This window comes from Ohtaekwangia sp. (assembly GCF_036568665.1).
GTDB lineage: Bacteria > Bacteroidota > Bacteroidia > Cytophagales > Cyclobacteriaceae > Ohtaekwangia.
The window spans coordinates 1-13,415 of record NZ_DATCSD010000424.1 but is presented as its reverse complement, the minus strand read 5'-3'; the positions used below and the strand labels follow the sequence as shown (position 1 = coordinate 13,415).

Below are 13,415 nucleotides of genomic sequence, written 5' to 3'. Positions count from 1 at the left end.
AGATCAAAATCTTTTACAAGCTTCATTACTTCCGGTGTGGATGCATATTCATACCGGATCGTGATCATCTCTGTCACTTCGCGCTCCACTACGATGGCATGACTCAACGCATCTTCGGAAGCGATCTTATAAGCACTGATCAATCCGCCAACGCCCAGCTTTGTGCCGCCAAAGTAACGCACCACTACAATTAATATATTGGTTAATTCTTTCGAACGAATTTGTCCGAGTATAGGATCGCCCGCAGAGTGATTGGGTTCGCCATCATCATTTGCACGAAAGTGTTTTCGCTCTGGCCCCAGCATCCATGCATAGCAATGATGGCGTGCATCGAAATATTCCTTTCGCAATGCATCCAGTCGTTCGCGGATCGCAGCTTCAGAATCCACCGGGTATGCAAACGCCAGGAACTTGCTCCCCTTCTCTTTATACATACCTTCAGCAGGTTGCTGAATAGTTCGATAGCTCAGTACAGACATGTAACACCCTGTGGAAATTGTGCGTCAAAGAAAAGCATAAAAAATTTACCGGCCCGTACGCAACCTTCTTCTGCGCGTTGGAGTCTATAAAAAGTATAACCCTGAAATTATGAAAAAATATATCTCCGTCTTTCTGCTCATCCTCCTGGCAAGTGCGTCCGTTTTCGCACAAACCCGCGAGACCCGTAACGTATCGGGCTTTACAAAAGTAGCCTTTCGCGCACCTGGTAAATTTTACCTGCGCCAGGGTACAACTACAAAAGTAGAGATCGAAGGTAAAAAAGATTTGTTGGACGAAATTGAAACTGCGGTAGAAGGCACCAAGCTTGTTATTGGTAAAAAAGGAAAATGGTCTAACTGGAAATGGGATGAAGACGATCGCATCAATGTATATATTACCATGCCTACTATTGAAGCATTGAGCGTAGGCGGCTCTGGCGATCTGATTGCAGAGACACGCGTGCATGCACAAGACCTTGATCTGAATGTGAGCGGCTCTGGCTCCATGAAGATCGAAGTAGAAGTTACCGGTTCACTCGAAGCAGATGTATCCGGCTCAGGCGATGTGATCGTAAAAGGAAAATGCAAAAGCTTTAACAGCGATGTAAGCGGCAGCGGCAAAGTATCGCTCGCGCTCACGATCGATGGCCTTGCTGACTTCGGTATATCCGGCTCCGGCAAGATCGAAGCAAGCGGTACAGCAAATGCTGTGAAAACATCCATCAGCGGATCCGGTAAAGTATTGGCTGTAGATCTTGAAACCAACACCTGTGATGTACGCATCTCTGGTTCCGGTGATGTAGAGATCAGTGTTAAAGAAGCACTGGATGCCAGCATTACCGGCAGCGGCAGTGTATCGTACAGAGGCGATCCGAAAAAACTGAACAGCCACTCTGCCGGCAGCGGACGCGTGCGCAAGATAAATTCGATCTAAACAACCCGCTATATATATACTCATAAAGCAACCCGGTTTTGTCCGGGTTGCTTTTTTTACGATCTTTTGGCAAGGCATACTTTTTTCCTCTGCCTCGCCATGAATATAGACCTGCACCTCTCTTCTGATTACGAAACTGCGCTTCAGTTATTATTGTCGTTTGTTATCGGCACCGCTATAGGACTTGAGCGTGAATATCGCAGCAAGGCTGCCGGCCTGCGCACCATGATTATGATCTGTCTTGGTTCTACCATCTTCACCGAGATATCCATGTCGCTCACAACATCCTCACCGGATCGTATCGCTTCGAATATAATTACCGGTGTAGGCTTTCTCGGGGCTGGTGTGATCTTTAAAGATACACTCACCATCAGCGGTATTACAACCGCTACTACTATATGGATCGCAGCGGCATTGGGTATGGCTGTAGGTGCCGGAGAATATTTTATAGCCTTTGTAGGATCGATCGCGGTGTTAATCGTACTTACTGTTTTTGAAAATGTAAAACAGGTCGTTATCCGTTGGCACCAGGCGCGCACCTATCGCATTACGTTACAACCTGAAGATTCTTTTATGGAAGCGCTGGAAACAGAATTAAAAAAACACAACCTTCGCTTTGCCCAGGATCGCTATATGAAAGACGAAGACAATTATATACTTATATACGAAGTATTCGGCAGTGTAAAGAATTTCGATGCACTCAATATATTTCTCAAAAACGATGCGCGTGTAAAGAAGTATGAATACTGATTTCGCTCAGGGTAAAGTAACTACCGGCCAACCATCTGCACTCCATATTATTTCCGTGATCTTGGGCTTGGGTTTACCGCCATCGGCTGCATCATACGCATGGAATAAAATATAGTCTTTACCATCTATAGTATAGGTAGCATTGTGCCCTACACCGGGCCATTGTGCGTTGCCCTGTAATATAGTTGTGCCATCGCCTTCGTCCATACGAACACCGGCTTTATCTATATAGGGACCTTGAATTTTATCAGGGCGTCCTGCCACAATCCTGTAGGTACCGTTTGCACCTCTACACCAAAAATCAAAAGACGCAAAGAGGTAGTAGTAATTATTCATCTTAAAGATAAATGGAGCTTCTATAGCAGCTTCGCCTGCATTGTCATCGCGTGTTTTAAAATCGCGTGCGCGTTTTGCTATCGTATACCATTCTTCCGGCTGCGCTATATTTATAAGATTACTGCTCAGCTTTACCAGTTTTATACCACTCCAGAAAGAGCCAAAGGTAAGCCAGGGTTTGTTGTTGCTCATCAAACGCAAGATTCGGATCGATAGCATTCCACAGATCTCTGCCGGGAACGGATTCAAGTACCTTACCATGATCTGTCCAATGAAATCTTTACTCTGCACATCGAGGGTTGTATTGGTTGCTACGCCTATACAGGAGGTATTCTTTCCAAAGGCAGAAACAGAATAGTACAGATAATATATACCGTTATGATACGCTATATCAGGTGCCCATATATGTCCTTTAAAACCCGGTATAGCATTCACCGCCCAGGCAGGTGGCGCATCGAACACAGGTTTTTGTGGTTGCCAGTTCACTTTGTCGGCAGAAGAGAAAACAGAAATACCCATACCTGTTCAGAACAGGTAATAGGTATTTCCTTGTCTGATCATAACCGGGTCGTGCACGCGAATATCCTGTGCGTGCAGGCATTGCGTTGCAAACCACCATATCAGGCACCCGGTATACTTCTTCATATCATAGCGCTTTTAAGCGGATTACGGATACGGAAGCTGCCGGCAATACTGTTTGCAGTTTTTTACCTTTCAGACTGATGGATTGCTCCACAGGTTTTATATGAAAGGGATCATCCAGTGTGTTGATATCTTCCGCCCCGGCACTTTTCAGTACTGAAAGTATACCGGCAGCAGAAGCTTTCTTCGCGCCTGATACAAGTATATCTACTGCCGTTTCTTTCTCATTGGTGTTTACTACTTTAATGATTACCTCTTTCGTGGTGCCATCCAATACCGCAGACGCGTAGAGACCATTCTTGCCACTCAGTGCTTCGTTGGCAGATGTTACGGAAAGTATATTGGTTCCTTTGTTGGTTGAGAATAATTTCTGAACGTAGTAGTTTGGAGTACCGAACGAGCGCAGGTTATCAAACCAGATCAGGTCGGGTGTCCACTGCCATCCTTCTACGTGCGCGAATAGTGGAGCGTATGATGCCATATATACTATATCTGCATTTCGTTCAAGCCCGGTCATAAACGCTGCTTCGGCCAATGCACTTTCCCAATTGTTTTTGTTCTCCGGTTGCACTTTGCGTTCTGTATGCCCGGCATATTCACCGGCAAAAATCTTCGGGCCGCTGCGATCATACTTATCGTAGCGATTGGCATTCTTCAGAAACCACTCCGGGGCACGGTAATAATGTTCATCAATAAAATCAACATGCATACTGCGCAGTTCAGGATTGAGGTAATCGAACAACTCACCGCCCGAAAAAGGACCAACACTGGTAATGAGTTTTATCTCCGGGTGTTTTTCCTTCAACACTTTAGTAAATACTTTTAACCGGTCTATATATTGTTCGCCCCACTGCTCATTGCCCACTCCCATCATCTTCATATTGAACGGTGCAGGGTGGCCCATTGAAGCGCGAAGTTTTCCCCACTGTGTATCGGTGCTGCCATTGGCAAACTCAATTAAGTCAAGTGCATCTTGCAGATACGGATCGAGTTGATCCAGCGGTACTACTTCCGAAGAGTTGAACTGACAAGCCATGCCACAGTTGATAATCGGCAACGGCTCTGCCCCTATATCTTCTGCTAATTGAAAATACTCAAAGAAGCCAAGACCAAAGCTCTGAAAATAATCGGGAGCCGAACGATGTTTAAATTCTGTATTCCAGCGGTTGATGATCAGCTCACGATCTTCCACGTTACCCACCGTTTTTTTCCATTGATAACGATTTGTGAGATCACGTCCTTCTACTATACATCCACCGGGGAATCGGATAAAGCCCGGCTTAAGATCAGCAAGCCATTGCACGAGATCGGCCCGCAATCCACCCGGCCGGTTCTTCCACGTATCATTGGGAAAAAGCGAAATCATATCGGCATCTACTGCACCTTTCCCTTCGAAGGTGATGCGCAGTTTTGCTTTCGCTTCCGTTGCTGTAGCGGTGAAAGAAGCGGTATATTTCTTCCAGTCATTACCGGCAACCGACAGCGTTGTTCCGCCTATAGCCGTACCGTTGGCATTGAGTAACTCGATCTTCAGCTTTACCGCCTCGTTGGGAGTGCGGGCCCACACCGAAAAGTTATAGCGTATATCTTTCCGAATGCCCATGCCTTTGAACCCTTCGTTGATAAGGGTATATAATCCCTGTTCCGCATTCCAGGCTATATGTGCATAGCGCGGATTGGCAGGGCGCGTAGCAGATTCATTCGTGATCAGTACGGCACCTTTCGCTCCTCCCTGGCTGGCATCTTCCCAACCCATCAATGGTTCATCAAATTCGAAAGAGCGGTTCTTTACCAACTCAGCATATATACCACCATCGGCCGCGAAATTTATATCTTCGAAGAAGATGCCCCACATGGTAGATTGTATGGGGGCACCCGGCTTCCCGGCATCAACCGTCAGTGCTATAGATTGTGCTTCACTCTGCTGGTATACCAGTATAGCGGCAACCAGCAGGAAGCTTCTTCTGCAAAACTGAAGTATACGCATGATGCTTTTATTTCAGTTCAAGCACTACTACCGAGCAAGCCGGTAATTTTACCTGCAGATTATTTCCTTTCAGCTGTGCTCCTTTAAAAACCACAGGCTTGATCTTGTCAGGATTCTCGAAGGTATTATGATCAGTCATGGTAGCAGAAGCCAGTATTCTTCCGGTAACGCTGGCAGCTTTACCATCCAGTGTAACAGTAACATCCTGCGCTTTCTTCGGATCTATATTTACCAATGAGATATGTACTACACCATTTTTATCTTTCGATGCAGAGGCAGATATAGCAGGTAATTTTTCCGTACCCACCGTATAGTCTGTACTTTTCAGTTCCAGCGGCAGCAAAGTAGCATCCTGATGTACATTATACATTTCCAGTACGTGATACGTTGGCGTGAGAATCATCTTCTCTTCGTTAGTAAGAATTACTGCCTGCAATACATTGATGGTTTGTGCCAGGTTGGCCATGCGCACGCGCTCACAATGTTTGTGGAATATATTTAGCGTAGTGCCTGCAATCATCGCATCGCGCATCGTGTTTTGCTGATAAAGGAATCCGGGATTTGTGCCAGGCTCTACATCATACCATCCGCCCCACTCATCTACTACCAATGCAATTTTCTTCTGTGGATCATACTTATCCATAATAGCAGAATGTTTAGTGATAAGCTCATCCATAAAGAGTGCAGACTTCATGGTAGCAAAGTATTGATCTTCTGAGAAGTTGGTAGCAGAGCCTTTGTTTTCCCACTTGATCACAGAGTAATGATGCAACGCTACGCCCGACATCATGTGTTGTGGTATATCACGCATCAATACTTCTGTCCAGTTATAGTCTGATGAATTAGCACCCGATGCTATACGGAACAAGCGATCACTGTTAGACCAATCGGCCATGAAGGTAGAATACTGGCGGTATATATTAGCATAGTGTTCAGGCTTCATGTTACCACCACATCCCCAGGCTTCATTGCCTACACCCCAGAATTTTACTCGCCAGGGTTTCTCTCTGCCATTCTCAGTGCGCAGTTTCGACATCGGGCTCACGCCATCAAAGTTTACGTACTGTACCCAGTCCGTTAGTTCTTCTACTGTACCACTTCCTACATTGGCAGCGAGGTAAGGCTCTGTGCCGATGAGTTCGCACATGTTAAGAAAATCGTGTGTACCAAAACTGTTATCTTCTGTAACACCACCCCACCAACGGTTTACTATAGCCGGGCGTTTATCTTTTGGTCCTATACCATCTTTCCAATGATAGGTATCAGCAAAGCAACCACCGGGCCAGCGCAGGTTGGGTATCTTTAGTTTCTTTAGTGCTTCCACTACATCGAGACGCACACCGTTCCTGTTAGGGATTTTGGTATTGCTCTCGCCTACATAAAAACCACCATATACACAGTGACCCAGGTGCTCGGCAAAATTTCCATAAATGTGTTTGCTAATAGTAAGCTGTGGTGTGCCGGGTTGCAGATTGAGTTTTACTTCTGACTGGCTATAGCTTGTGTTGAAGGCGATCAACACCACGAAACATAACAGGGCTACATACTTTTTCATTATCGGTTTAAGTTTAGTTTGACTCTGGTTGACAAGTCGAATTTACACTCATTCCTATAAAAATGTATCAACTACACTTATCTTTTTTACAACGATTGTTTACAAATGAAAAGACAAAATGATTACATCACTGCCTACAGAGGCCGTGTGGTTCTAAACAGAAAACAGATTGAAACAGATCAGATGAATTTTACGCCTTCCTTGTGCAGCTTGCTATACTTGCCCTTATCGAACACATAATAGAAAGCTCCTTTGCGTGACGATTCTTTTTCTTTCTCTTCAAGTTTGTTGAGAATGCCGAGCGAAAGAATCTTGCGGGTAAAATTCCGTTTATCGAGCGGCTCTTCATATATAGCTTCATACAGATTCTGAAGCGATGGAAGTGTAAATTTACCGGGCAACAACTCGAAGCCTATAGGATGGTTGGCTACTTTTTGACGCAGGCGGTCTTTGGCAAGCGCCACCATTTCTTTATGATCGAAAACAAGATCAGGCACTTTACCTAGCGGGAACCAGCGTGCTTCATGGTCCAGTTGCAGTTGCTCGCTATAGTCTGCTATATTGATCAAGGCAAAGTAGGCAACCGAAATAACGCGGCCTGCTACATCGCGATCTACTTCGCTGAAGCAATGGAGCTGTTCCATATATACATTGTGCAGACCGGTAAGCTGGTGAAGAACACGGGCAGCTGCAGCATCAGTACTTTCATCGGGACTAACGAAGCCTCCCATCAACGACCATTTTCCGCGCTCGGGATCGAACCCGCGCTTAATTAAGAGCGCTTTTAGTTGTTGACCATCAAAACCAAAGATGATACAGTCAACAGCAACGAGTATGCGATCGTGACTTTTATACTTGTTAATATCCATGCATGAACACTAAAGAACCCGTAATATCTTAAATATTACCAGAACTTAACATACAAAGCCGTCAAAATCATAACGGTAAGAAGTATCAGCACCAGTGTGGAAGATTTAACTTTAAACATCTCCCGGTCTATAGCGAATGCTTTCGGATTTACCTTTGGCCCTGCAAGGCTCATCGCAATCATTACTACCATGGTAAAGAAGAACGACAAGCCCATGCAAATGAGAAATGGTATTTCATAACCTCCTTTACCATTGGGAAGCGCTGTATAGAAAAGTGTTTCGTTACCAAACACTCTCGGTGCAAACTGGTTGAAGAATACAGATAAAGCGAAACCGGTAATAACACCCGCTATAGCGGCAGCCCCGGTAGTCCGTTTCCAGAACATACCCAGTATAAACATGGCAAACACACCCGGGCTGATATACCCGGTATATTTCTGAATAAAGGTAAAGCCACCTTCGCCACCTATACCCAGTAAATCTTCCCAGGTAAAGATCAGTGCGAGTACCATCGATGCAAAAACTGTTATACGACCTATCCACACCATGTTGCTTTCATCCGCAGCGGTGTTGAAATATTTCTTATACACATCCAGGGTAAATATGGTCGATATACTGTTGAGCTTGCCCGCGAGGGAGGCAACAATAGCAGCCGTTAATGCAGCAATAGAAAGACCTTTTAATCCGCTCGGCAGAAATCCAAGTATAGCAGAATACGCACCATCTTTACTTCCGCCAGCGAGTTGCGGCAGGTGACCATTCTTGTAGAGTACATACGCTGCTATACCCGGCAACATAACAATAACAGGCATCATCAATTTGATAAGACCGGCAAACAATATACCGGTGCGCGCTGTTTGCAAGTCGGCACCCAAAGCACGCTGGGTTATATACTGGTTGCAGCCCCAATAGTTAAGATTTACAATCCACTGGCCGGCAAAGTACATCGCTATACCCGGCAGCACCAAATATTTGTTGATATACTCCTGCGATGCATCCGGCCCCGGTTTGGCGAGTATCATGTGAAAATGATCGGGAGCATGCTGCATCAATACTTTAAACCCTGCTATAGCACTGGAGCCCATGCCAAACTTCTCGCTCACAATAGTAAGCGCCAGGTATATAGTAGCCAATCCGCCAATGATCAGTACCCCTACCTGGATCACATCGGTATACCCAATCACTTTCATACCGCCCAGTGTGATCACGAGTGCAAACACCGCGAGGCCAATCATGAGTATATGCAATGATTCACCACCCACCAATCCGTTGATGGCAACGGCTCCGAGATATAGTATAGACGTGAGGTTTACAAAGATGTAGAGAAACAACCAGAACACCGCCATGATGAGCGCTACCGTTTCGTTGTAGCGTGTCTTCAAAAACTGTGGCATGGTATATATCTTGTTCTTCAGGTATATCGGTATAAACCATACGGCTATAATGATCAACGCTATGGCAGCGATCCATTCATACGCAGCTACCGCTATACCCACAAAATATCCTTCACCACTCATCCCGATAAACTGCTCTGCTGATATATTCGAAGCAATCAGCGAGGCTCCGATCGCCCACCATGTAAGCGAACCCTCCGCCAGAAAGAAATCTTTTGTATCCGTTACAGCTTTTTTCTTTCGCTGATATACCCAATAACCATATCCTGCCACTATAATGAAGTATATTATAAATACCAGGTAATCGGAGAATACGAGTGATTGATTCATGGGGATGGTTCAGGTTTTAGGTTTAATGTTATAATGGCTATAGGCTTCTGGCTACTAGCGGCTGGGTGTGTTGACTATAATTGGCATGCTGAGCCACACTCATCACCCACTCACACACATCTAGCAGCCAGTAACCAGCAGCCAGGAACTATTTATAGTATATTTCATTCCAGCGCAGTTCGTTCTTGAACTGGTATAGATTGGTTTGTTTACCGATGAGTACATATTCTATACCGGCCATTTCTGCAAAGTCCTGGAGATGTTCGGATGTCAGGTTTTGGCTATAGCACGTATGGTGTGCACCGCCCGCGAGTATCCAGGCAGCACAGCCTGTAAGCATATCCGGATAGGGTTTCCAGAGTACACGCGCTACGGGGAGTTTTGGAAGATCGTGCAATGGAGCAACAGCTTCCACTTCATTCACCAATAATCTGAAGCGATTGCCCATATCGATAACAGAAGCATTCAACGCAGCACCGGGTGCGCTGTTAAATACCAGACGTACCGGATCAGCTTTACCGCCTATACCCAACGGATGTATCTCGCACGAAGGTTTACCATCGGCAATCGACTCGCATATCTCCAGCATGTGTGCTCCGAGTACCATCTGGTTTGCCGGATCGAAGTGATAGGTATAGTCTTCCATAAAAGAGTTACCTCCCTTCAAACCACTACCCATAACTTTCATAGCGCGTACCAACGCTGCCGTCTTCCAGTCACCCTCTGCACCAAAGCCATAGCCATCGGCCATCAGTCGCTGCACTGCTATACCTGGCAGTTGCACCAATCCGTGCAGGTCTTCGAATGTATCCGTAAAGCCTTTGAAATTTCCGTTCTGCAAAAAGTTACGCAAGCCTATCTCGATCTTCGCAGCTTCACGTAACGATGCGTGCTTATCGCCACCTTTACGCAACGATGCCTGCAAAGTATATCTTTGTTCATACTCACCCGCGAGCTTACCTATCTCTTCATCGGTAACAGCGTTGATCACTTTTACAAGATCGCCTATACCAAAGCCATTTACAGAATAGCCAAAGCGAATCTCTGCTTCTACTTTATCGCCTTCAGTAACAGCTACCTGGCGCATGTTATCACCGAAGCGTGCAAACTTCGCACCTTGCAAGTCGTGCCACCCGCTGGCTGCACGCAGCCATACATTCAGGCGCTCCTGCACTCCTTTATCCTGCCAATGACCTACGACTACTTTACGTTCCAAACGCATGCGCGACATGATGAAACCAAACTCACGATCGCCATGCGCGCTCTGGTTCAGATTCATAAAATCCATGTCTATATCTTTCCAGGGTATATCTCTGTTGAACTGCGTATGCAAATGCAGCAATGGCTTTTGTAATATCTTCAATCCACCGATCCACATTTTAGCAGGCGAAAAGGTATGCATCCACGCAATGATACCGATACAGTTCTTTGCAGTGTTTACTTCCTGGCAGAGGTGGTATATTTCGTCCGGTGTTTTTAGTACTGGCTTGAAAATTACTTTTACAGGTATAGCAGAAGATGCATCGAGTTCGCGCGCTATCTGCTGCGAATGATCAGCTACTTGCTTCAGTGTTTCCTCACCGTATAAATGCTGGCTGCCGGTAACAAACCATACTTCTAATTTTTTGAGATCGGTCATTGACGTAAATGTTTATACTTTATGTTTTGAATACTACTTTGAAATGATGTCTACATCAGTAATGGTAACCGGAAACCAAACGGCCATCTCTCCTACACCACGGTGCGCCCATGCGTAATAGGGTATAGCGGTGAAAGGTTGCTTTACAGTAGACACACCGTTGTGCTGAGCATCGATCTTTATAGCGGTGGCTTCGCCTTTCAATACAGTTACACCGTTCAGCAGATCAGCTTTATACTCTGTACTGAACGTTGTTCCTGCGGGCAATACCAGGTTGCTGGTTTTACCTTGGTTATCGGGCCACTCAGCACAATACATGATCGGGCCACGCTGCAAAGCTATTTTGCCAATGTCGTCTTGTACTTTCTTGTTGGCTGTTACCTGCTTTACTTCCATCGGTAAGTTTACTTCTACCACATCGCCTTTCTTCCATTTACGGTTTAATACGGCATAGCCATTTTGCATGGTATAATTTTCAGGCTTGCCATTAACGGTGATGGTTGCTTTTGCACCGGTGGTGTTGGTGAATGTATATAGATCAGAAGGTATAGCTTGTCCTTGTGCCCAGCCGGGTATACGCACCAACAGATTAAATACCTGTGGGGATTTAGGTGCTAGGGTAAAACTCAATTTTCCATCCCATGGATAATTATTCTTCTGCTCAATCTGCACAGGCTTGCCATTAACTGATACTGTAGATGTACCACTGATAAACAGGTTTACATATATATCACTTCCTTTTTGTGCATATACATATCCCGGTACAGAAGGTATAAGACGTGTGATGTTGGTAGGGCAACACGAACAGGTAAACCATCCCGACCGCTTTTCTTCAGCTCCCTTTTGATCGGCGCTGTTCTTGATCTCCATCGCGTTGGTATAGAAGAATGATTTCCCATCCATTCCCACACCGGAGATCAATCCGTTATAGAGCGACTTCTCCAGTATGTCAATATATTTCGCGTCACCATGCAACAGAAACATACGATGGTTCCAGTATACATTGGCTATAGCAGCACACGTTTCGTTATAAGCTGTAGCGTTAGGCAATTCATAGTTCTCGCCAAAACGTTCGCCATCGCCAATAGCCCCTATACCACCCTGTATATATAGCTTCTTCGATACTACATTATTCCAGATTGAATCGATCGCAGCAATAAAAGCTTTGTCGTCTGTAAGTGCTGCTACATCGGCCATGCCTGCATATAGATAGCCTGCGCGCACAGCGTGACCGGTTGCTTCCACTTGCTCCACTACAGGTTTATCATCCTGCCAGTACGATCCGTTCTTCCACGGATCTTTACTCTTCGTGTCATAGCCGGTATAGTGGCCGCGCTCTTCAATAAAATATTTAGCCGTTGCCAGGTATTCTTTCTTGCCGGTGATGCGGTATAATTTCACCAAACCCATTTCTACCACTTCGTGTCCAGGCGCTACATGTTTTTTATCAGGACCAAATACGGAGCAAACGAGGTCTGCATTTCGTATCGCTATATCCAGCAGGTTACGTTTGCCAGTTGCGAGATAGTGTGCTGCCGCTGCTTCATAGAGGTGACCGGAATTATATAGCTCATGACTCAGCTCACGTTCTTTTTCCCAGCGCTCTTTGCCCGACCAGTTATGCGGTTCCAGCGGGTTGATGGTACGGGCGGTATATAAATATCCATCCGGCTCCTGGGCAGCTTGTACCTTCATGATGAGTGTATCCATATATAGCTCCAACTTCTTGTCAGGGTAAAGCGACAATGAGAACGAAGCTCCTTCGATGGTCTTATATATATCGGTATCATCAAACGGATATACCGTACAGAACTTACCACTCTTTGCAGCAGCCATTTCAAAGTTCTTTACGCGGCCGGTGTTTTCGCATCGCTCGAACGAAGCTGGTATAGTTACCGTATGATTCGTTTTGATACGTGGTAACCAGAAATTATCCGTCAGCTTTACATTCGTGAAGGGCACCGCCTGTATCGGGTAGTCGCGATGTTGTGCGTATGCGGTTGTTGCCGAGAGAAATAGTATATATAAAAAAATCTTCTTCATGGTTTTCGTGGCATATATAGTCTGCAAATCCTAGTTCTGTCCGTAATATGAATCCGGACCATGCTTACGCTCAAAATGTTTTTTGATGAGGGCGTCTTTCAATCGGGGAGCTTGGGGATTGATCTGTTCGGTGAGCAATGCCATCTGTGCTACAGACTCCAGCACAGCACTATTATATACTGCCTTCTGCGGAGTTTTACCCCACGTGAACGGTGCATGATTACCTACCAGGATCATCTCGATCTCTTCGTAGCTCAGTTTGCGTTCTTTCAAACAGTTTATGATCTGGAAACCAGTTTCATACTCATAATCGCCCTTGATCATCTCATCGCTCATAGGAGGAGCACAAGGTATATCTACGGTGTTATGATCGGCATGCGTGGTGCCAAATATAGGTATATCGCGCTGTGCCTGTGCCCATGCCGTTGCATACGTGGAATGTGTATGAACTATGCCG

11 protein-coding genes are annotated in these 13,415 nt (G+C 45.6%); 2 read left to right on the top strand and 9 right to left on the bottom strand.

The window, feature by feature from the left end; genetic code table 11:
• Positions 1-479, bottom strand: a 479-nt coding sequence (locus tag VIN08_RS24825; RefSeq protein WP_331971332.1) for a YigZ family protein, incomplete at its 3' end; no start/stop codon positions are given.
• Positions 480-588: 109 nt separating this feature from the next.
• On the opposite strand from VIN08_RS24825, the gene VIN08_RS24820 reads away from it, so the two are divergent.
• Positions 589-1,413 (top strand): head GIN domain-containing protein, encoded by an 825-nt coding sequence (locus VIN08_RS24820; RefSeq protein WP_331971330.1) that lies wholly within the window; start codon positions 589-591, stop codon positions 1,411-1,413.
• A 99-nt stretch (positions 1,414-1,512) separates the two neighbouring features.
• Positions 1,513-2,163, top strand: a complete 651-nt coding sequence (locus VIN08_RS24815; protein WP_331971327.1) for an MgtC/SapB family protein — start codon at positions 1,513-1,515, stop codon at positions 2,161-2,163.
• Positions 2,164-2,169: 6 nt separating this feature from the next.
• Here VIN08_RS24815 and VIN08_RS24810 read toward each other — a convergent pair whose 3' ends face one another.
• From VIN08_RS24810 to VIN08_RS24775, 8 genes are all read right to left on the bottom strand, one after another.
• Entirely contained in the window at positions 2,170-3,018 is an 849-nt protein-coding gene (locus tag VIN08_RS24810; protein ID WP_331971324.1) for a family 43 glycosylhydrolase, read from the bottom strand.
• A gap of 127 nt (positions 3,019-3,145) precedes the next feature.
• Positions 3,146-5,128, bottom strand: a complete 1,983-nt coding sequence (locus VIN08_RS24805; protein ID WP_331971321.1) for an alpha-L-arabinofuranosidase C-terminal domain-containing protein — start codon at positions 5,126-5,128, stop codon at positions 3,146-3,148.
• A 7-nt stretch (positions 5,129-5,135) separates the two neighbouring features.
• Positions 5,136-6,683, bottom strand: a complete 1,548-nt coding sequence (locus VIN08_RS24800; protein ID WP_331971318.1) for an alpha-N-arabinofuranosidase — start codon at positions 6,681-6,683, stop codon at positions 5,136-5,138.
• 179 nt (positions 6,684-6,862) lie between these two features.
• Positions 6,863-7,552, bottom strand: coding sequence for an NUDIX hydrolase (locus VIN08_RS24795; protein WP_331971315.1), 690 nt, complete (start codon positions 7,550-7,552; stop codon positions 6,863-6,865).
• 35 nt (positions 7,553-7,587) lie between these two features.
• A complete protein-coding gene (locus VIN08_RS24790; protein ID WP_331971313.1) occupies positions 7,588-9,276 on the bottom strand; it encodes a sodium:solute symporter family transporter in 1,689 nt (562 codons plus the stop codon).
• A gap of 148 nt (positions 9,277-9,424) precedes the next feature.
• Entirely contained in the window at positions 9,425-10,915 is a 1,491-nt protein-coding gene (gene araA / locus VIN08_RS24785; RefSeq protein WP_331971311.1) for an L-arabinose isomerase, read from the bottom strand.
• 33 nt (positions 10,916-10,948) lie between these two features.
• Entirely contained in the window at positions 10,949-12,958 is a 2,010-nt protein-coding gene (locus tag VIN08_RS24780) for a glycoside hydrolase family 127 protein (protein WP_331971308.1), read from the bottom strand.
• A gap of 30 nt (positions 12,959-12,988) precedes the next feature.
• The coding region (locus VIN08_RS24775; protein ID WP_331971305.1) for a class II aldolase/adducin family protein at positions 12,989-13,415 on the bottom strand (427 nt) is incomplete at its 5' end.